This is a genomic window from Pseudarthrobacter sp. As-47, assembly GCF_058215595.1.
Window position 1 is genome coordinate 340,607 of record NZ_CM177088.1, and the last position, 19,879, is coordinate 360,485.

The following is a 19,879-nucleotide window of genomic DNA, read 5'->3' on the forward strand; positions in this document are numbered from 1 at the left end:
GTGGTGTTTGTACTGTGTTGCGTGGGCGCCACGAAGGCGCGGTTGCCGCTGGCGCCGCGAAGGCGCGCCGGGTAATCCCGGCGCGCCCCGCGCGATGCTCAGCTCGACGGCTACTGCGAAACCTTCGCCAGCGTTTCCGTTTCGGCCGCGATGGTGGTGTTGTCCCCGTGGCCGGTGCGGACCACAGTCCCGGGCGGGAGGGTGAGCAGGCGTTCCCGGATGGAGGCCAGGATGGTGGGGTAGTCGCTGTAGGACCGTCCTGTGGCACCCGGGCCGCCGTTGAACAGCGTGTCTCCGGTGAAGACCGTTCCTTCGCTTTCCAGGTAGAAGCAGGTGGAGCCCGGGGAATGGCCGGGGGTGTGGATGGCCTTCAGTGTTGCACCGCCCACTTCGAACACGTCGCCGTCGGCCAGTTCCCGGTCCGGGTGCGCGTCCGGGTACACCTGTTCCCAGAGGACCAGGTCCTCGGGGTTCAGGTAGATCGGGGCGCCCACGGCGTCGGCAACCTCGCGGGCAGCACCGATGTGGTCGTTGTGCGCATGCGTGAGGAGGATGGCAAGGACTTTCCGGCCCCGGACCTGGTTGATGATCGCGGCGGCGTCGTGCGGGGAGTCGATGATCACGCACTCCTCGTCATTGCCTACGATCCAGACGTTGTTGTCCACGTCCCAGGTGCCGCCGTCGAGCGAAAATGTCCCCGAGGTGACCAGGTTCTCGATGGCGACCATTAGAGCTCCACCACCGAACGCAGGACCTTGCCCTCGTGCATCTTGTCGAAGGCTTCCTCCACCTGGTCGATGGTGATCCGTTCGGTCACGAACGCGTCCAGGTCCAGGTTGCCCTGCTTGTAGTGCGCCACCAGCATGGGGAAGTCGCGGGAGGGCAGGCAGTCGCCGTACCAGGAGGACTTGAGCGAGCCGCCGCGGCCAAAGACGTCCAGCAGCGGCAGTTCAAGCTGCATGGCCGGCGTCGGGACGCCCACCAGGACCACGCGTCCGGCGAGGTCGCGGGCGTAGAACGCCTGCTTGTACGTTTCAGGACGGCCGACGGCGTCAATCACCACGTCCGCCCCGTTGCCTCCGGTGAGGGCGCGGATGGCCTCGACGGGGTCCTCTTTGCTGGAGTCGATGCCGTGCGTGGCGCCGAGGGATGTGGCCATGTCCACCTTGTTGGCGTCGATGTCCACGGCGATGATCGTGGTGGCGCCGGCGAGCTTGGCGCCGGCGATCGCGGCGATGCCCACACCGCCGCAGCCGATCACCGCCACGGACTCGCCGCGCTTGACCTCACCGGTGTTGATGGCGGCGCCGATGCCGGCCATGATGCCGCAGCCCAGCAGGCCGACGGCGGCCGCATCAGCCTCGGGATCCACCTTGGTGCACTGTCCCGCAGCGACGAGGGTTTTTTCGGCGAAGGCCCCGATCCCCAGTGCGGGGGAGAGCTCCGTGCCGTCCTCCAGGGTCATCTTCCGGGTGGCGTTGGCGGTGTTGAAACAGTACTGGGGCTGTCCCTTGGCGCACGCGCGGCATTCACCGCACACGGCGCGCCAGTTCAGGATGACGCGGTCGCCGGGGGCGACGGAGGTAACGCCGTCACCCACAGCGCTGACCACACCGGTGGCTTCATGGCCCAGCAGGAAGGGGAAGTCGTCGTTGATGGCGCCCTGCTTGTAGTGCAGGTCCGTGTGGCAGACACCGCACGTCAGGATGTCCACCAGGGCCTCGCCCGGGCCCGGATCCGGCACCAGGATGGTCTCCACTGACACCGGAGCGTTCTTTTCCTTGGCGATGACTGCCTTGACTTTATGAACCATGATTCCTGTGTTCCTTTCGTTGGCCGGACAAAGATCCCGGCCCGACTCCCAAGTCTAGAAGCTGCGACGCTTCCGGACGGCTACCCAAAGGGACGGGTGGCAGGCACCCGAAAGGGTGGTCGTGCCTCCCAGACCTTCCGCCCGGGCCTCTCCAATTGCGTAATGCACAACACGTTGCGTATAGCGCTTACTCGAAATATGTCAGCAGGCGTAGGGCGTGTCAATAGAGCCGCCCAGTTCGACGTGCATTAGCGCCAGGCGGTTGAGGTCCGCGCGCAAGCTATCCGCAACACTATTGCATTCGAAGCAACTCTTGGGGTTTCAATCTCCCCAGCCTACAAGTGTGGCCCAAGCGCTGGGCTTGATTTGGCGCTCCTCAAATTGGCCTTTTCCGGAACTGTAATTCGCCGCCTCGAAACCATTGACTGTGGCGGCCATCACGCCTTAGTCTGTTGCAACAGCGTTGCGCTGAATGCAACCACAACACTTTGGTGGACATATGAGTAACGAAACTTCCTCCCCGGGCAGCATCGTGAGCGACCCGCGTCCCGCACCTGCCGACAGTGCCGTCAGCAAGGAAACGCGGCGCCGGGTCATCGCTGCCAGCTTCATCGGCAACTTCGTTGAATGGTTCGACTACGCCGTCTACGGCTACCTGGCCGTCACTATCGCAACGGTCTTCTTCCCGGAATCCGATCCGCAGACCGGGCTGCTGCTGACCTTCGCCCTTTTTGCCATCTCCTTCCTGGTGCGCCCGCTCGGCGGCTTCGTCTGGGGCCACATCGGCGACAAGGTGGGACGGCGGACAGCTCTCTCCCTGTCCATCCTCATCATGTCCGGAGCCACGTTCTGCATAGCGCTGATTCCGGGCTACGACACCATCGGCATCTGGGCGCCCGTCCTGCTCCTGATCATCAGGGTGGTCCAGGGTTTCTCTGCCTCCGGTGAATACGCAGGAGCCTCGGCCTTCCTGGTGGAGTACGCCCCAGCCAACCGGCGTGGCCTGTACGCCGCCGTCGTCCCCGCGAGCACCGCCGCCGGCCTGCTCCTGGGCTCACTCATGGCCGGCCTGCTGACCACCCTGCTCTCCACCGAGGCGATGCAGAGCTGGGGCTGGCGGCTGCCTTTCCTGCTGGCAGCCCCCATGGGCCTGATCGGCCGGTACATCCGGACCAAGCTTGAGGACACCCCCGCATTCCGTGAACTGGCCGCCGAGGACCACGCCGTCAAGGCCCCTGTCTCCAGCCTCTTCCGCAACCACTGGCGGCAGCTGCTGCAGGCCGTCGGCGCCGTGCTGCTCAACGCCGTCGGCTTCTACGTGATCCTCAGCTACATGCCCACCTACCTGTCCTCGGAACTGGGCCTGGGCGAAACCGAATCATTCCTTGCCACCACCATCGCGCTGATCACCTACATCGGCTTCATCTTCCTCACCGGCATGCTCTCGGACCGGTACGGGCGCAAGAAGGTACTGATCAGCGCATCGGTTGCCTTCATTGTCCTGACCGTCCCCGCCTTCGCACTGCTCGGCACCGGCAACTTCCTGGTCATCGTCCTGGTCCAGATCCTGCTGGGCGCCATGCTCACCCTCAACGACGGCACACTCCCCAGCTTCCTGGCGGAAATGTTCCCCACCCGGGTGCGCTACAGCGGCTTTGCGGTCAGCTTCAACCTCTCCAACGCCCTGTTCGGCGGCACCGCCCCGTTCATGGCGACACTCCTCATCGCCGCAACCGCAAGCGACCTGGCTCCGGCCTGGTACCTGGTGGCTGCCGCCGTCGTCTCCCTCATTGCCGTGTCGCTCTCCAGGGAAACCTGCAAAGAGCCCCTGCGGCACGAATAGCTTCCCCCCCCACACCAAAACCAACTGCACCTCAACAAATGCACGAGAGAAAGGCATCGCCACGATGACCATCACCACCGAAAACGCCACCACTGTCGCCGAACTCGAGCGCACCAAGATCCTCAAGAACGGCGAGAAGGTGAGCCTCACGTTCTCCGACACCGAGTTTGAGCGCCGCCTGGCCGGCCTGCGCCGCATCATGGCCGAGAAGGACCTGGACGCCGTCGTCCTCACCAGCTACCACTCCATCAAGTACTACTCAGACTTCCTCTTCACCACCTTCGGCCGCTCCTACGGCATGGTGGTCACCAAGGATGACACCGTCACCGTCACCGCCAATATCGACGCCGGAATGCCCTGGCGCCGCAGCTACGGCGACAACATCGTCTACACGGACTGGCGCCGCGACAACTACATCTTCGCCATCCAGGAAGTCCTGCGGACCCGCGGCATCAACCCGCGCCGCCTCGGCGTCGAGGACGACTCGCTGCCGCTGGACAACCGGAACAAGATCCAGGCGGCCTTCCCGTCCGCCACCCTGGTGGACGTGGCCCAGGCCGCCATGCGCCAGCGCATGATCAAGTCCGCCGAGGAAATCGAGGTCATCAAGCACGGCGCACGCATCGGCGACCTCGGCGGCGAAGCTATCCGCAACGCCATCACCGCCGGGATCACCGAGTACGAGGTTGCCCTGATCGGCACCGAGGCCATGGTCCATGAAATCGCCAGGACCTTCCCCGACTCCGAAATCCGCGACACCTGGGTGTGGTTCCAGTCCGGCATCAACACCGACGGCGCCCACAACTGGGCCACCACCCGCAAGATCCAGGAACACGACATCCTGTCCCTGAACTGCTTCCCCATGACCTCGGGCTACTACACGGCGCTGGAGCGCACCCTGTTCTACGGTGAACCGGATGCCCGCTCACTGGAGCTGTGGAACATCAACGTGGAAGTCCACAAGCGCGGCCTGGAACTCATCAAGCCCGGCGCCGTCTGCAAGGACATCGCCGCCGAGCTCAACGAGATCTACGTGGGCTACGGGCTCCTGGCCAACCGCACCTTCGGCTACGGCCACTCGTTCGGCGTCCTGAGCCACTACTACGGCCGCGAAGCCGGACTCGAGCTCCGCGAGGACATCGACACGGTGCTGGAACCGGGCATGGTGGTCTCCATGGAACCGATGATCACCGTCCTCGAGGGCCAGCCGGGTGCCGGCGGGTACCGCGAGCACGACATCCTGGTGGTGGGCGAGGACGGCGCGGAGAACATCACCAAGTTCCCGTTCGGACCCGAGTACAACATCATCGGCGCCTAACGTCCCCAACGGGCTCCACCAGGCCCGGCGAACACCCGGAAGCGGCGTCATCCCCATGGCGCCGCTTCCGGCCCTCCCTTAGGGAATGATGGGTAACACCATGAGTGCAACAGAATCCGAGACCACAGGCAACGGCGACAGCAAGGGCGCTTCCGTCATCGTCAACGCGATTGCGGTCCTCCGGACATTCTCGGCGGACGAGCCCCTGCTTGGCGTCACCGAGATCGCCAACCGCGTGGGGCTGCACAAGAGCACGGTCTCTCGGATCCTGGCAACCTTCGAGCAGGAGCACCTGGTGGAGCGGGACGCCGAAACGCGGCGGTTCCGGCTCGGGCTGGGGCTGATTGCCGTGGCCGGGCCGCTCCTCGCCGAGCTTGAGGAGCGCCGCGTTGCCTATCCCGTACTCCGCGAGCTCTCGGAGCAGACCGGCGAAACAAGCGCACTGATGGTGTGGAGCGGCGATGAATCCATCTGCGTGGAGCAGATTGCCAGCCACCACCAGATTAAGCACACCACCCCGCTGGGGGCACGGTACAACGACGCCCTCAGCGCCTCGGTGCAGGTCTTCCTGGCCCAAGAACCTGAACCCCGGGTCCGGTCCCTGCTCAGCAGCGGGGCCATCAGCTACCCGGGCCTGGATGACTCCAGCCTGGATGCCTACCTGGTCCGGCTCAAGGACGACATCCGGCGCGGCTGGGCCGTCAACTACGGCGAAACCTCCATTGATGAGGTGGGACTGGCGGCACCCGTCTTCGACCACCGGGGCGAGGTGGTGGCGGCCGTCCTGATCCCCGCACCCCGGTTCCGGGTGTCCCAAGACAGGCTGCAGGCGTTGGGGGAGGCCTGCGCCGGCGCCGCAGCGAAGGTCACCGCCCGGCTGGGCGGAAGGTCCCGGCGGGCCGGCCCTGAAGCGGCCAAAGACACCAAGTGATCCGGGCCTGGCTGTACCGGTTGGCCAGCGCCTCCGGAGAGCGGGGCTGATCCGTCAGGCACGTTCTACCGGGAGCCACAATTCGCAGCTTGCTGTGCTGAAGTCGGCGCTGCGATCCAGGACTGCCACCATCGAGGGGCCCGGGCGCAGCCGCCACGGGTTCGACGGGAACCAGTCGGTGGCTGTGGATGCCCAGGTGGATTGCAGAACCGCAGGGTACGCCCCTTCGGCGCGGAAGACCGCCCACGTGCCCGCGGGGACCTCGATCGCGTCGAAATCCCCGGGCACCGGCGTCGTTGGGGTTACGGCCACGCCATGGAGGTACGTGAGCTCGCTGCCCTCCGTGTAGTCCGGGTCGACGTCGGCGCTCACCTGGAGCAGGCCCCTGGGGTCGGTGTTGGCCAGTGCTTTGAGCCGGTCGTGCTCTGCTGCCGGCAGTGAGGCGATGTGCGCCTGGATGTGCGGGTTTGGACCGTGGTGGATAAGCGGTACACGGGCCGAATGGCCGATGAGCCGGAATGCCGGCCGGTCTGCGATGCGGGTGTCCATCGGGGTGTTCCCTTCTACGGTCAGGCGGAACCTGAGCTGCGGTTGCGTGCGAAGGGGCCCGCCGTCCCGGCGCACGTCGCCGGGTCCGGCGCCGTGAACTGACCGGAATGCCCGGCTGAAAGCTTCGGTAGAGCCGTAGCCATACCGCACAGCGATTGCCAGCAGCTCGCCGCCGTCGAGGACCTCCGTTGCCGCCACCGTCATGCGGCGCCTTCGGACGTACTCGGAGAGCGGCATGCCGGCCAGTGATGAGAACATGCGGCGGAGGTGGTACTCGGTCATGCCGAGGCTGACCGCCAGGTCGTCAACGGCGATCTCCTCGGTGAGGTGACCGTCGATGTAATCGACGAGTTGGTTGAGCGCTGAGATCACGGTTCCCTCTTCACCTACAAGCCTGCGCGCATGTGCCACCCCGCACCCAACTATTGCGGTTCGATTCGATCGCGTTCACCCGGAGCGCAGTAAACCGGTCCCCACGGGTTTTCCGGCCCATACCTCAACGTAGACTGGCAGGATGCGGTTGGTAGCAAGCGATATAGACGGAACGATCCTCGGCCACGATGGCAAAATCAGCGACCGCACCGTCCGGGCCTTCCACGCCTGCCGGGACGCCGGCGTCGAACTCGTTTTCGTCACCGGGCGCCCGCCGCGCTGGCTGCACCCCCTGCAGGACCAGCTCGGCCACACCGGCACCGTCATCTGCTCCAACGGCGCCGTCGTCTGGGACCTTGAGGCGGACAAGCTCGTTTCCGCCCGGACGCTGACCCTCGACGCCGTCCTGGAAGTCCGCCGCGTCATCAAACGGCTGCGTCCCGCCGCGCTGTTCGCCGCCGAAACGCTCGGGGGGTTCCACCTCGAACCCGGCTTCATCGAAAACGGCTCCAGTGAGCTGCTCTCCGAATTCACGCCGGCGCCGCTGGCCGAAACGCTGGCAGCGGACGACGCCGTGGTGAAGTTCCTGGCCATCGTCCGCGAAGGCACGGCCGACGACTTCCTCGCCGAGGTGGCCCCCGCCGTCGAACATCTTGCCTCTGCAACGCATTCCTCGCCGGGGGTGTCGATGCTCGAGCTCGCCCTGCCCGGGGTCAACAAAGCCGTCACCCTCGCCGAATACGCCGCCGCCCTGGGCATCGGCGCCGAGGACGTGGTGGCGTTCGGGGACATGCCCAACGACATCGAGATGCTCCGCTGGGCCGGGCACGGCTACGCCATGGCCAGCGGGCACCCGGAGGCGATCCGCGCGGCCGGGCAGCAGGCGCCCCATTTTGACGACGACGGCGTGGCCCAGGTTCTGGAGTCCCGGCTGGCCTCGCTGGGCGTACAGATTTCCTGATTCCGGGCCGGACTTCCTCCCCGGCCCGCCGGACGCAGCGCCGTTTTCACAGCTGGCGCTCACCTCGCGTTCACCTTCGCTCCCTAACCTTGGGGATGGAGGGCCCAACCCCTCCATCCCGGCTCCGGGTAACAGGCTCAAGGGGTAACAATGGCAAGAAAAACGAAGCTTGGAACCGCCGACGCGCTGCCGCGCCAGGCAACGCCCGCACCGCACTGGAAGAAACTCGCTGCGGGTGACCGCGTCCGCGTGCTCCTCACCCCGGGATTCGAGGCCGGCGGCCTGGTCGACGCAGTCACTGCCGACCACTCCGCGGTGTGGATCGATTTCGACGGCGGCCGCGGCCGGACGCTGCTGCACTGCAGCGACGGTGTGGACATCGTCCTCCAGGAAGACGCAGCCGCCTACGAGGACTGACGCTGCCTGGCCGGGCAGCCGGCGCTCCTGGAGTACGCTCGCAGTGTGACGCTCCCGTTCTTCGACCATGCCGCCGCGGACGGGTCCCCGATACCCATCGCGATGGCGCATCGCGGCTTTTCCCGGGACGGCCTGGAAAACTCCATGACCGCGTTCCGCGCCGCCGTCGACCTCGGCTACCGTTACCTTGAGACGGACGTCCACACCACAGCCGACGGCGTGGTGCTCCTCTTCCACGACGAAACGCTGGACCGGGTGACCGACGGCAGCGGCCGGGTGTCCGAGCTCCCCGCCCATGAGATAGCCAAGGCGCGGATCGGCGGGCGTGAGCCCATCCCGCGGTGGGACGAGCTGCTTGCGGAGTTGCCCGGGGTCCGGCTCAACGTGGACGTCAAGGACTGGAACTCGGTCCGCAGCATCGCCACCGCAATCGAAAAGCACCAGGTGCACCACAGGGTACTGCTGACCAGCTTCTCGGACCGCCGGCGGCGGGCGGTGCTGAAGCTGCTGAGCAAGCCCGTGGCGGCGTCGGCAGGTGTTGTTTCCGTGGGTTTGTTCACTGTGCTGGGCCGCCTGCTCCCCGGGCCGGTCTTCAGGTGGAGCATGCGCCGGAACCTTCGCGGAGTCCACGCCCTGCAGGTTCCGGTGCGCTATGGCAGGGTGCACGTGGTGACGCCGGGCTTTGTCCGGCGCGCGCACTCCCTGGGCCTCGTGGTGCATGCCTGGACCATCAACGACCCGGACGAGATGCGCCGGCTCCTGGAGCTGGGCGTGGACGGACTGGTCACGGACCGCGCGGACCTGCTCCGGGAAGTGCTGCTTGAACGCGGGGAATGGCCGCACGGCTGACTGCGCCGGCGGCCTGTCCGGGCAGCATTGCCCAGGACCCCCGCTGGCCTCGGGCCGGCCGTGCCCGTGCTGCTACCCGCCGGGCTGTGCTGCTACCCGCGGCCCGTGCTGGTGGACGGGTCCTGGTCGCCTTCTGAAGGGTCGGCCCGCAACTCTTCCGGGTTGGACTCCGGAAGGCCGCCCGGCCCGGGGACGCCGTGTTGGGACGCAGGCGATCCGCCCGCCGGCGCAGCCGATCCGCCCTCCGGTGCGGACGCACTGCCAGCCGGCCGGCCGTCGTCGTCCGCCTCATCCGGCTCCAGGTCCCCGCCAAAGGGGGATTCCGAGGCCGGGGCCGGAGCCGCTCCGGTTGTGGGTCCCGGGGCCTTTTGCTTCTCCGCCTCCATGGCGTTGGAGCCTTCGCTGATGGAGGAATGGACCTCCACGTCATCGTTCGGGTCCGTGGGCTCGGGAACATGCGCTGTCTCAGTGGGCTTTGATGTGCCTGCCAGATCCTCCATGGCATTTTCTGCTGCCTTGCCGATGCTGTCGCCGATTCCCATGTGACTGCTCCTTCTGACCTCGCGTGCCGGGCACCCCAGCGGATGCCCGGAGCATTACCCCTCCAGAATTATCAGCATGCTTACAATTAGTCCAGAGCCGGGGCAAGGAACCGCGGCCGGGCCGGAAGGACGCAAGCACCATGAGCAGCTACCATCCCGAAAACGATCCCGCTAACCCGGACCAGCCGGGCAAGACCCCGCCGGCTGACGCCAGGGAACGCGCTGGCCATCCACCTGCCGGCCAGCCGGGCGGCACCGGGCAAGACGGGAAGGACTCTGCCGGCTCGTCGAATCCGGATCCCGCTGAAGGCAACATCACGGGGCTGGAACCGGGCGGGGGAGTGCCTCCGGGCGAGACTCCGCCTGCGGAAGACCAGATGAGCGGCGACCAGGGCCACAGCGAATAGCACTCGCGAGCAGGGCCCCTCCGGACGCAGTCCCGAGGGGCCCTGCTCCGCCACCAGCCGGGTCAGTGCTGTTCGCTGGCGAACGAAGCCTCCCCGGCCTGATCGCGCCCGGCAAGGTGGCGGTTGAGCCCGTCCAGGTCCAGGCGGCCGTTCCAGCTGGCCCAGTCCTTGGGCCGGACAGAGGGCCGGCCCAGCAGGTAGCCCTGCCCGGCGCTGATTCCGAGTTCGGTGAGGACCTTGAGTTCCCCCACGGTTTCCACACCCTCAGCCACAAGCGTGGTGCCGATCTGTTCCGCGAAATCCACCAGGCAGGCGGCCAGGGCACGCTGGATGCCGTCCTTGTCCACATCGCCAATGACATTCCGGCCCAGCTTCAGGAAGTCCGGCCTCAGGTGCACCATCCGGCTCAGCGCCCCCGCCCCTGAATGGGTGTCGTCCACGGCGATCCTCAGTCCCCTGTCACGCAGCGGATTGATGGCGGAAATGAACTGCGGGTATTCCTCGTCCTTGACGGTCTCCGTCATTTCGAGCACCACACGGTTGATGGGGAGATCGATGTGGTCAAACAATTCAGGCAGCCGGGGATCCAGGCAGGAAGCGGGCGAAATGTTAAGGGATACGAACAGGTTCCCGGGAAGCGACTTCGCCGCAGCGGCAGCGGATCCCAGCGCGGCGAATTCCAGGTTCGCGCCCAGGCCGACGGCGGCGGCCTCGGCAAACCACAGTTCCGCGGCGGCACCGTCATCGCTGACGAACCGGGATAATGCCTCGACTCCCACCACGCTCTTTTCCTCCAGCCCGTAGATGGGCTGGAAGGCGGTCATCAGCATCTGGCTTTCGAGCAGCGCGCTGATGCGTGACAAGCTGCGGATCGCGTCGATTTGCTCCGCCACTTTCGGCGGGACCGCGGGGGTGAGCCGCATTTCCCGCGCGCTCTCCAGCGTTTCCGCGGTATTGGCATCGCTGCGCCGCGTATCGAGGAGATATTCGAGCAGCGCCCGTTCCGGCACTCCCGGATTCTCATCCAGGCTGTTGCTCAACCGCTGCCGGACAGCCGCTCCGGACGGATCAGTATCCGCCAGCACAGCGGCAATAATTCCCCATGCCTGTATTCGAACCGACATTAGCTACGCCCCCAGTTGACGAAGTAATGACCCATTGGCCCCGATGTTGTTCAATTTCTAACAGCCTTTAAAATTCGGTGTCCATGCTGAAACCTGATTTTCGCGGCGACGAAAACCCAGACACCGCACGATGATCGTATATCGCGGGAAACAAAAGCGCAGTACTTTACCGCTGCCGGGCTGCGCTTTTAGCCTGGGCCGCCAATAATGCCGGAATTTGTTCAGGCGGGACCGGCCTGCTGAAGAAATAGCCCTGGGCGCTGAGGCAGCCCAGGCCGCGCAGCAACTCGGCCTGCTCTGCCGTTTCCACACCTTCCCACACAGCTTCCAGCCCACAGGCCCTGATGAGCTGCAGGACCGCTGACACCAGTGCCGGCTGGGTGGGGTCGCTTCCCAGGCCGGTGATGAGGGACCGGTCTACTTTGACCCGGTCCACCGGCAGCCGGCGCAAATAACTGATGGACGAGTACCCGGTGCCGAAATCGTCGATCTCGATGCCGACGCCCAGGCCCCGCAGCCCGCCCAGCGAGTAGCGGTCCAGCTCGTTCCCTTTGACGATTGCCACTTCCGTCAGCTCCAGGACCACCTGTTCGGGCCTGACGCCGGTTTCCTTCAGGACGTTCCTGACGTCCTCGATGAACTGCAGGCTCTGCAGGTCTGTGGCCGAGATATTGATCCGGACGGAGAACCGGCTGTCCACCAGGGACGCGTTGATCCATTCGCGGAGCTGGTGCACCGCGGCCCGGAGCACCCACAGCCCCAGCTCGGAGATCAGCCCGGCCTCTTCGGCGAGGGGAATGAACTCGTCGGGCATGATGAAGCCGCGTGTCGGGTGGTTCCAGCGGACCAGGGCCTCCACGCCTTCGATCCGCCCGGTGGCCAGCTCCACCACGGGCTGGTAGTAGAGCGTGAGGCCGCCGTCCTTGAGGGTGGCACGCAGGTCCTCCACCAGCTGGCTGCGGAGCCTGCGGACCAGCAGGAGCCCGGGTTCAAAGCGGTGCAGCCGGTTCTGGCCTTCAGCCTTGGAGGCGTACATGGCGACGTCGGCCTCCATCAGCATGTCCTCTGGGGTCTTGCCGGCGCCGCCGGCGCTGAGTCCGATGCTCGCACCGCAGCGCACGCTGCGGCCGGGCAGCTCCACCGGCTGGCCCAGGGCCGCCAGGATGCGGTGCCCCACGATGCCTGCCTGGTCCGGGGACGCCGCGGGCAGGACGATGGCGAACTCGTCACCGCCCAGGCGGGCAACGACGTCGGACTCACGGACCGCGCTGCGGATCCTTTCGCCCACGGTCACCAGGACGTGGTCGCCGGCGGTGTGGCCCAGGCTGTCGTTGATGGACTTGAAGGCGTCCAGGTCCATCAGCAGGAGGGCCGGGCCCTCCCCGGAAGGGGACGCGGCGTCCGCCTCCAGCGCATCCTTGAGTGCGTCGATCAGGGCGGAACGGTTTGCCAGGCCCGTGAGCGGGTCCTGCATGGCCATCTTCTGCATTTCCAGGTGGGCCTCGTGGAGGAGCTGGGTGCGCACCTGCACGCGCTGCTCGAGCTCCTCATAGATGATCTGCAGGTCCTCGGCCAGCAGGTTGGTGCCCATGATGATCGCGTCGAGCTCGTCGCGCGCAGGGGACACCTCGATCCGGGAGGTGAGGTCGCCGGACGCCAGCCGCACAATGCCTTCCAGCAGCTGGGAGAGCCGCGGGTCGTTATCCGCAAACATCGTGTTCCTGCATTGTGCTCAGTTTTCCTGGCTGCGGGTATCAAGGGGCAGGCTGACGGTGACGGTGGTGCCGCTGCCCAGGGTGGACGACACGTCGATCCGGCCGCCGTGGCGGGACACGATGTCCTTGGTGATCGCCAGCCCCAGGCCGGTCCCGGGAATGGCTCCGGTCATGGCGTTGGAGGCCCGGTAGAACCGCGTGAAGACGTGGTCGATCTCGTCGCTCGAAATGCCGATGCCGGTGTCCGCGACGCTGACGGTGGCCCAGCGGGAGCCGTCCGAGGCCGCGTGCGACTCGCTGCCCACCTCAATCCGCCCACCGCTCGGGGTGAACTTGATGGCGTTGGAAACCAGGTTGGTGAAGACCTGCTGCAGCTGCACCTCATCGGCGAGGATCTCCGGATCCTCCGGGACCGGGTCCACGGCGATGGTGACGTTTTGCTGCGTGGCCAGGGGCCGAAGTGCCGCCGCGACCAGGTCCAGGGTGTGTCCCAGCCGTACGGGAGTGAGGTGCATCAAGCTGTCGTCAAGGCCATTGCGGGAGACGCTCAGCATGTCCTCGATCAGGATCCGGAGCCGCTCCGTGTTCCGGACCACGATGTCCAGCATCTGGTGGACCTCGGGGGAGACAGGCTGTTCGGTGCTCTCCTGGATCATGTCCAGGTACGCCATGATGGACGTCAGCGGCGTCCGCAGCTCATGGTTCACCGTGGCCAGGAAGTCGGTTTTGGCCTTATCGAGCTGCTGCAGCTGCTTCACCACCTGCTGCTGGCTGCTGATCAGGTGGCTCTGGATGAGTCCGTGCGCCGCATTGCCGGCCACGTGCTGCAAGAGCCCGAGCTCGGTGCCGGACCATGTCCGCGGCCCGTCAAGCATCGCGATCCAGATGATGCCCAGCGATGAGCTTCCCTCGCCCATGGGCACCGCCAGCGAGGAGACCGCGTTGGCGATCCCCGGTGCAGGGGCGTCTCCCGCCGCAGGCTCCTCCGTCCCGGCGGTGGACATTCTCTCGGCGCCGGCCCACAGCCGGTCCGCCGTCTGCCGCGAGTACTGTTCATCCGGAAGCGCCTGTTCCGGGAGGGGTTCCAGCCCCGGCCTGTTCCATGCGGCCTGGATGCGGGGAACCCGGCTGTCCTCGAAGGTGGCCAGCCAGACGTGGTCGGCCTTGAACGTCCGGCCGAAGCCGGCCACCACGAGGCGGGCTATTTCCTCCGGATCGTTTGTTGCCCGGACAGCGGCGGATACTTCCCGGAGCTGTTCGCGGAGGGCTTCGGTTTCCTGCCGTGCGGCCTTGCGGCGTGCCACCTGGTCGATCAGTGCGGTGGCCCGGTGGACCAGTTCCCGGGGCGGCGGCGGCTTGGCGATGCAGTCGTGGATGCCGGCGGGACTCATGGCTGCGAGCTCAGCCGGATTGTCCAGGTCCACCACCACCAGGACCGGCGCGGCCGTTTCCACGGCGGAGAGCGAGGCGTCGACAACCACCACGGAGGGCTGGCCTGAATCCACTGCAGCGGTGAGTTCGTCAGCGTTCCCCGCGCACAGGACGCTGTAGCCGGCGTCCCGCAACGTCCGGGCGTAAAATTCCAGCCGCCCGCCGTCGGGATCTGCCACGACGGCGGTGCGCGGCGCACGCAGGTCACTCGGCGATTCAGCCGCCACAGTGCCCCCTTCCCTCCCAGTTGAGTACATTGTATGGCGACGCCGGACGGGCGGCTCGGTGAAAGCCGCACGTTAAGTGGGAGGTGGGCTTTCCCCGGCCCCGCGCGGGCGGGTAAGTGCCGGAATCGCGGACATGCGGCCTGCAACATTCCGGCAGGTCGCGTCCGGGAGTGGCGGGGCACCTATATTTGTTTCCGTGTCCTCCCCAGCGAAGTCCCCAGCCGCAAAGTCTGTGCGTTCCGTCCTGCAGAAGTACCTGATGCTCCCCAAGCTCATCAGGCTGTCCCGCTCTGCCCCCAAGGACCGGCCGGTGGCGTGGGACACGTACTGGGCGGGCATCCGGGGGAAGGGTGCCGGCAGCGAAATTCTCTGGGACCCGGGTACGGACAACGAATTCCTTGGTTACAGGGACGTCCTGCTCCGATACCTGGACCGGGAACTTCCCGTCATTGACGTGGGCTGCGGGCATGGTCGTTTCACCAGGGCGCTGGCGGGCGTTTTCACCGAGGCCGTGGGCGTGGACGTGTCCGGGCACGCCGTAGCCCATGCCGACGCGGAGACCCAGGCCGGCAGGGGTGCAGCCAAGGTCCGTTACCAGGCCCTGGACATGACCGGGACCGGAGCGGCGCAGGCACTCAGCGTCCAAGGCGACGCGAACGTCTTCATCAGGGGCGTCCTTCACGTCCTGGATGCAGCGGACCAGGCGGCAATGGTGGACAACCTGCGGCTCCTGGCCGGACGCCGCGGCACGGTGTTCCTGGCGGAGACCAATTTCCAGGGCAACCCGGTGCAGTATGTTTCCCACCTCGGCGCCACAACCCGCAGCATCCCTGCCCCGCTGGAACGGGCCATCCGCGGGTTGCCCATGCCCGGCCACTTCGGCCCGGACGAGCGCTCGCGGGCCTTTCCGCCGGAGGCCTGGGAACTCCTGGCCGACGGTGAGGTGGCCATCGAAACGAACCCGACGACCGGGGTGGACGGGCAAAGCCGGGTTCCGGGCTATTTCGCTGTGCTGCGCCCGCGGGGTTAGGCAGGGGTTCACGCCCCGGGGGCTGTCGGGTTCCTGTTGGTGATCCCCACAGTTGTTCCACAAGAGAGATCCAAAGCCCTTGACACGAGGGAGGATCCGGAGGCTACATGGTAAGTAGTCTTACTAGTTAGAGCTTCCGGGGGAAAGGCTGGCTACCGTGGAACAGGGCAAGGGCAAGGGCAAGAGGATCAGCGGCCCTGCATCAGGCTGGCATGGCGAGGGCCTGGGTGCCGGCCCCCGCGACGGCAGGGCCCGCAGCGGTCCGCTCTTCCGCCCAAAAAACGCCGGCCACGACCACGCCTAAGCCACCCCGCCCGCCGCGCGCTGCCCGGCACCGGCTTCCAGGCCGGCGCCGCTTCGCCAACGTCGGCCCCAGAACCTACAGGAACCACGATGCGCAAACTCATTCCCTCCGGCGGCCTTCGGGGGATGCTGCTGCCGCCGACCTACGGCCAGCACGTCACCCACCGCACGGAGTTCACCATCCTTTCGGTCGAAATCTGGGCCACCGGGCTGGTGGTCAACATCCAGTTGGCCTCCGCCGACGGCCCCGAGCCGCGCCTTATCCTGCAGGACCACTTCGGCACCGAGTATTCCTTCCGGGACTCGGCCACGCTGGAGTCCCGGAACCTGCAGGCCTTCACCCCTTCGGTGCCCCCGGGCACCAGGAGCCTGACCATCCGGTCGGCCGATGATCCGGAAGGCCGCCCGGTGGTGACGTTCGCAGTCCCGCTGATGGCCGTGCCGGAAGAGCCGGAAGCTCCGCGGAACGGCGAGTACCCGCCGTCGCCGGAGCTCCGCCGCCCGGCCTGAGCCGCTGGAGCCATCTTCCGCTGAAGGCTTCGTCCACCGAATGCCCCACCACCTGAATGCTCCACGCGTTGGATGCATGACCGACTGAAAGGCTGCCGCCATGCATGACACCGCAGGATTCACTCCACGTACCGCCATCGTGACCGGATCGGACTCCGGCATAGGCAAGGCTGCCGCCTTCGCCCTGGCCCGGGCAGGAATGGACGTGGGCGTCACCTGGCACTCGGACAAGGCCGGGGCCGAGGGTACGGCGGAAGAGATCCGCGGCCTGGGCCGCAAGGCCGTGGTGCGGCAGCTTGATACCACTGACCTCCATGCCGCCGCGGCCGTCGTCGACGAGCTGGCGGAGGGGCTGGGCGGAGTGGACGTCTTCGTCAACAATGCCGGAACCGGCGACGGGACCAAGTTCCTGGACATCGACGTCGACACCTGGATGCGCACCCTGGACACCAACCTCAACGGCGCGTTTGTGTGCCTCCAGGCCGCTGCCCGCCGGATGGTAAAGGCGGGCCGGGGCGGGCGCCTCATTGCCGTCACCAGCGTCCATGAATTCCAGCCGAGGGTAGGGGCCGCCGCCTACGACGCGTCCAAGCACGGCCTCGGCGGACTCATGAAGACCCTGGCGCTTGAGCTTGCCGAGCACGGCATTACTGCCAACAGTGTGGCGCCGGGGGAGATCGCCACACCCATGACCGGACAGGAAAATGAGGACCCCGTCACCAAGGACCGGCCGGGTGTCCCGCTGGGCAGGCCCGGTGACGCGCGGGAAGTTGCCGCCGTTATTGCCTTCCTGGCCTCGCCTGCTTCCAGCTACGTGAACGGCGCCTCCTGGGCGGTGGATGGCGGGATGCTGCAGATGGGGCCGCAGGCCGGATCCCACATCACCAGCCAGGAGTGGCGCGAAGGGTAGGCCGTACGGCTGCGGTGCGGTGGGCGAGCTGTCCGGATGACGGATTCGGCAAGCGCTTTCCCGTCGACTGCTGGCATGATGGAGCGCATGCGCATTCTTATTGCTCCGGACAAGTTCAAGGGTTCCCTGACGGCGGCTGAAGCCGCTGCTGCCATCGCGGAAGGCGCGCTGCGCGTGTACCCGGAGGCCGTTGCCACCCAGTTCCCCATTGCCGACGGCGGCGAGGGAACATTGGAGGCGGCAGTGGCCGCCGGCTTCGAGGAACGGCTCAACGCCGTGGTCGGTCCCATCCTCGCCCCCCTCGGCGCCGCGTGGGCCATCAACAAGGCCGACGACGGCAAGGTCACCGCTGTCATCGAAACGGCCCAGGCCTCCGGCCTTGCAGAGATGGAGCCCACCCCGGCCAACGCGCTCCGGGCCCACAGCTACGGCTGCGGACAGCTCATTGCGGCTGCCTTGGACGCCGGAGCCACGGAGATCGTGCTTGGCCTGGGCGGATCGGCCATGACGGACGGCGGCAGTGGCGCCCTCCGCGCCCTGGGTCTCAAGCCGCTCGACTCCGCCGGGAACGTGGTGCCCCTGGGTGGCGGGTCACTTGCCGATGTCGCGGCACTGGACACCAGCGGGCTGGATCCCCGGCTTGCCGCCACCACCTTCAGGATCGCCGTGGACGTCAGGAATCCGCTCTATGGAACGTCCGGCGCCGCGCACGTCTTCTCGCCGCAAAAGGGCGCGGACGCGGACACCGTGGAACTGCTCGACGCCGGCTTACGCAACTGGGCGTCCATCCTCCGTGAGGCCACCGGCCGGGACGTGAACGTCCCGGGCGCCGGCGCCGCCGGCGGCTTCCCGGCGTCGTTCCTTGCCTTCACCGGTGCCACGCTGGAAGGCGGGTTCGCGCTGGTGGCGGGACTCACCGGCCTGGCCGGGCAACTGGGTGACGCGGACCTGGTGATCACCGGGGAAGGCTCCATGGACTCGCAGTCCCTGACCGGAAAAGCGCCCATCGCGCTCGCGGACGCGGCACGGGAGCGCGGGATTCCCGTAATCGTCGTGGCCGGCCGCATCCTGGTGACGCCCGAGGAGCTTGCTGAGCACGGGGTGGTGGCTGCCGCGCAGCTGCTGGACGTGGCTCCCAGCCCCCAGGACGCCGTCGCCCATGCCGCCAAGTACCTGGCGTGGGCAACAAGCCAGGTCCTCGAGGGCGCTTAGCAGCGCGGCGGAAACCTGGGCGGGTCAGCGGGGCGCTCCCGCCAATGACCCGCGGCGCGACAGTGACCCTGGAACATCGGTTCAGGTGCCGGTGTCGTGATGGGGTTCCGCAACGGGCTTGGATTCCGGCGACCCCTTCTCGCGAAGGTAAACGGACGCCCCCACGAGGACGGCGACGGCCAGGAATTCGCTTTGCCAGTTCTGGAAGGACTCGAACCAGAACCGGCTGGTGCCCATGTACTGGAGGGCGGTGACAGAGGGCTGCCCGTGGCTTTGCTGTTCCTCGTTGTACGCCTGCGCGCCGCCCAGCGCATGCGCGGCGAACGATCCCAGGAAGAGGGCAAACAGGAGTATCGACAGCGAATGCTCATACACCTTCAGCACGGCGCCGCCCCGCTTCACGGGCCACGGGGTGGCCTTGCTGATGGCGGCCTGGCGGGGATCCTCATCCTGGGGCGCGGCTGTGCCGACCGGCTTGGATTCGGAGGAGCCCTTCTGGAACAGGAACACCGTCAGGACCACGTACATGGCCATCTGCAGGAACTCGCTCTCCCAGTTTTCAAAGGTGGCTTCAACGAATTCCCCGGTGGCCATAAACTGCAGGACTGACACGGCGGAGCCCCCGTGCGCCTGTTGTTCCTCGCTGTAGTTGGCTGCCCCCGTCAGGATCATCCCGGCCAGGAAAGCCAGGAACAGCCCGGCATTGACCAGGAGCAGCCCGTGCTCCTTGATCCACCTGGCCATGGCTATTCCCCGTTCGGGTGGGGCGATCCCTGCCCCGCGGCGGCGCGCCTGTTCAGGTGTACGGGGACGTAAACCAGCAGGACCACCATCACCGCCAACAGCGCTCCGCCGGCAGTGAGGCCGGCCGTACGTCCGGCGGTCACGTCGAAAACCAGCGCAGCGGTACCCGCACTCAACAGCGCGATTCCCGCAAGGGTGATTTTTGCGATGGTGTCCCCGCTGGCTACCAGGGTTTCCTTGAGCCGCTTTCGGAAGAGCCGGCGGTGCACGCTGACCGGAAGGAGGATGAGCGCGGTGGTGAGCGCAGCAATCACCACGTTGGTGAGGTAGAGGCCAACCTGGAAATCGTCAAGGATTTCAAAGCGCTCCTGGAAGGGGAGCGTGAGCAGGAATCCGGCCAGGATCTGGACGCCCATCTGCAGCACCCGCATCTCCTGCAGCAGTTCGGCCCAGTTGCGGTCCAGCTGCTCCTCACGGGTTTCGTTCCTGCCCGTCCGGCCCGTGTAATCCTCCACCTCGGACATTGCCTCTCCTTCCTCCGCCTGCCCGCTCCCTTTCTGCTCTTCCCGTGCCTGGAAACACGGCAGGCGTTGCACCGCGACCTACATTTGATAAGTTTACTGATTATTCGCTCCGATCGGTGGACTTTGTTCCTCCGGCCGGGATAGCTT

Annotated in this window: 21 protein-coding genes; 12 read left to right on the plus strand and 9 right to left on the minus strand. The window is 66.7% G+C overall.

The features are described 5' to 3' along the window. Positions 1-110 precede the first annotated feature (110 nt). Both AC4BCK_RS01585 and AC4BCK_RS01590 read right to left on the minus strand, forming a co-directional pair. Positions 111-728, minus strand: coding sequence for an MBL fold metallo-hydrolase (locus tag AC4BCK_RS01585; RefSeq protein WP_436055988.1), 618 nt, complete (start codon positions 726-728; stop codon positions 111-113). Next, the gene (locus AC4BCK_RS01590; RefSeq protein ID WP_174179019.1) at positions 728-1,813 is read right to left on the minus strand and encodes an S-(hydroxymethyl)mycothiol dehydrogenase; all 1,086 of its coding nucleotides are present in this window, start codon (positions 1,811-1,813) and stop codon (positions 728-730) included. The genes AC4BCK_RS01585 and AC4BCK_RS01590 overlap by 1 nt, the downstream gene beginning before the upstream one ends. A gap of 499 nt (positions 1,814-2,312) precedes the next feature. Between AC4BCK_RS01590 and AC4BCK_RS01595 the strand changes: the two genes are divergently transcribed. From AC4BCK_RS01595 to AC4BCK_RS01605, 3 genes are all read left to right on the plus strand, one after another. Further along, positions 2,313-3,656 (plus strand): MFS transporter, encoded by a 1,344-nt coding sequence (locus AC4BCK_RS01595; RefSeq protein WP_490566506.1) that lies wholly within the window; start codon positions 2,313-2,315, stop codon positions 3,654-3,656. A gap of 64 nt (positions 3,657-3,720) precedes the next feature. Continuing rightward, positions 3,721-4,974 carry an aminopeptidase P family protein gene (locus AC4BCK_RS01600; RefSeq protein WP_174179015.1) on the plus strand — a complete coding sequence of 418 codons (1,254 nt, stop codon included), beginning with the start codon at positions 3,721-3,723 and terminating at the stop codon, positions 4,972-4,974. Between the two features lie 100 nt (positions 4,975-5,074). Beyond that, complete coding sequence (locus tag AC4BCK_RS01605; protein ID WP_174179013.1) at positions 5,075-5,905, plus strand: IclR family transcriptional regulator; 831 nt, start codon at positions 5,075-5,077, stop codon at positions 5,903-5,905. A gap of 54 nt (positions 5,906-5,959) precedes the next feature. On the opposite strand, the gene AC4BCK_RS01610 is transcribed toward AC4BCK_RS01605, so the two are convergent. Then, positions 5,960-6,826, minus strand: coding sequence for an AraC family transcriptional regulator (locus tag AC4BCK_RS01610; protein WP_490566507.1), 867 nt, complete (start codon positions 6,824-6,826; stop codon positions 5,960-5,962). A 142-nt stretch (positions 6,827-6,968) separates the two neighbouring features. On the opposite strand from AC4BCK_RS01610, the gene AC4BCK_RS01615 reads away from it, so the two are divergent. The 3 genes from AC4BCK_RS01615 (at position 6,969) to AC4BCK_RS01625 (ending at position 9,053) form a co-directional block, all read left to right on the plus strand. Then, a complete protein-coding gene (locus AC4BCK_RS01615; protein ID WP_174179010.1) occupies positions 6,969-7,787 on the plus strand; it encodes an HAD family hydrolase in 819 nt (272 codons plus the stop codon). Positions 7,788-7,937: 150 nt separating this feature from the next. Then, positions 7,938-8,204, plus strand: a complete 267-nt coding sequence (locus AC4BCK_RS01620; protein WP_490566508.1) for a hypothetical protein — start codon at positions 7,938-7,940, stop codon at positions 8,202-8,204. Positions 8,205-8,249: 45 nt separating this feature from the next. Beyond that, positions 8,250-9,053: a glycerophosphodiester phosphodiesterase family protein gene (locus AC4BCK_RS01625; protein ID WP_374724832.1), complete on the plus strand. Its 804-nt coding sequence runs from the start codon at positions 8,250-8,252 to the stop codon at positions 9,051-9,053. Positions 9,054-9,145: 92 nt separating this feature from the next. Here AC4BCK_RS01625 and AC4BCK_RS01630 read toward each other — a convergent pair whose 3' ends face one another. Next, positions 9,146-9,595, minus strand: coding sequence for a hypothetical protein (locus tag AC4BCK_RS01630; RefSeq protein ID WP_400511872.1), 450 nt, complete (start codon positions 9,593-9,595; stop codon positions 9,146-9,148). A 140-nt stretch (positions 9,596-9,735) separates the two neighbouring features. Between AC4BCK_RS01630 and AC4BCK_RS01635 the strand changes: the two genes are divergently transcribed. Next, positions 9,736-10,002: a DUF6480 family protein gene (locus AC4BCK_RS01635; protein WP_400511871.1), complete on the plus strand. Its 267-nt coding sequence runs from the start codon at positions 9,736-9,738 to the stop codon at positions 10,000-10,002. 62 nt (positions 10,003-10,064) lie between these two features. Here AC4BCK_RS01635 and AC4BCK_RS01640 read toward each other — a convergent pair whose 3' ends face one another. The 3 genes from AC4BCK_RS01640 to AC4BCK_RS01650 all read right to left on the minus strand — a co-directional run bounded on the left by AC4BCK_RS01640 (position 10,065) and on the right by AC4BCK_RS01650 (position 14,499). Next, positions 10,065-11,126: an EAL domain-containing protein gene (locus tag AC4BCK_RS01640; RefSeq protein WP_490566509.1), complete on the minus strand. Its 1,062-nt coding sequence runs from the start codon at positions 11,124-11,126 to the stop codon at positions 10,065-10,067. Between the two features lie 166 nt (positions 11,127-11,292). Next, positions 11,293-12,840 (minus strand): putative bifunctional diguanylate cyclase/phosphodiesterase, encoded by a 1,548-nt coding sequence (locus AC4BCK_RS01645; protein WP_366278057.1) that lies wholly within the window; start codon positions 12,838-12,840, stop codon positions 11,293-11,295. 18 nt (positions 12,841-12,858) lie between these two features. After that, complete coding sequence (locus AC4BCK_RS01650) at positions 12,859-14,499, minus strand: ATP-binding protein (protein ID WP_364273410.1); 1,641 nt, start codon at positions 14,497-14,499, stop codon at positions 12,859-12,861. A gap of 259 nt (positions 14,500-14,758) precedes the next feature. On the opposite strand from AC4BCK_RS01650, the gene AC4BCK_RS01655 reads away from it, so the two are divergent. The 5 genes from AC4BCK_RS01655 to AC4BCK_RS01675 all read left to right on the plus strand — a co-directional run bounded on the left by AC4BCK_RS01655 (position 14,759) and on the right by AC4BCK_RS01675 (position 18,464). After that, positions 14,759-15,529, plus strand: a complete 771-nt coding sequence (locus AC4BCK_RS01655; RefSeq protein ID WP_310110398.1) for a class I SAM-dependent methyltransferase — start codon at positions 14,759-14,761, stop codon at positions 15,527-15,529. A gap of 157 nt (positions 15,530-15,686) precedes the next feature. Next, positions 15,687-15,833 carry a hypothetical protein gene (locus tag AC4BCK_RS01660; protein WP_363936766.1) on the plus strand — a complete coding sequence of 49 codons (147 nt, stop codon included), beginning with the start codon at positions 15,687-15,689 and terminating at the stop codon, positions 15,831-15,833. An 89-nt stretch (positions 15,834-15,922) separates the two neighbouring features. Then, positions 15,923-16,342, plus strand: a complete 420-nt coding sequence (locus AC4BCK_RS01665; RefSeq protein ID WP_251420791.1) for a hypothetical protein — start codon at positions 15,923-15,925, stop codon at positions 16,340-16,342. Positions 16,343-16,442: 100 nt separating this feature from the next. After that, positions 16,443-17,252, plus strand: a complete 810-nt coding sequence (locus tag AC4BCK_RS01670) for an SDR family oxidoreductase (protein WP_490566510.1) — start codon at positions 16,443-16,445, stop codon at positions 17,250-17,252. Between the two features lie 87 nt (positions 17,253-17,339). Next, positions 17,340-18,464, plus strand: a complete 1,125-nt coding sequence (locus AC4BCK_RS01675) for a glycerate kinase (RefSeq protein WP_251420795.1) — start codon at positions 17,340-17,342, stop codon at positions 18,462-18,464. 81 nt (positions 18,465-18,545) lie between these two features. On the opposite strand, the gene AC4BCK_RS01680 is transcribed toward AC4BCK_RS01675, so the two are convergent. Beyond that, positions 18,546-19,208: a DUF6766 family protein gene (locus tag AC4BCK_RS01680; protein WP_310110072.1), complete on the minus strand. Its 663-nt coding sequence runs from the start codon at positions 19,206-19,208 to the stop codon at positions 18,546-18,548. Positions 19,209-19,210: 2 nt separating this feature from the next. After that, positions 19,211-19,732, minus strand: a complete 522-nt coding sequence (locus AC4BCK_RS01685; protein WP_310110074.1) for a DUF6328 family protein — start codon at positions 19,730-19,732, stop codon at positions 19,211-19,213. Positions 19,733-19,879 lie beyond the last annotated feature (147 nt).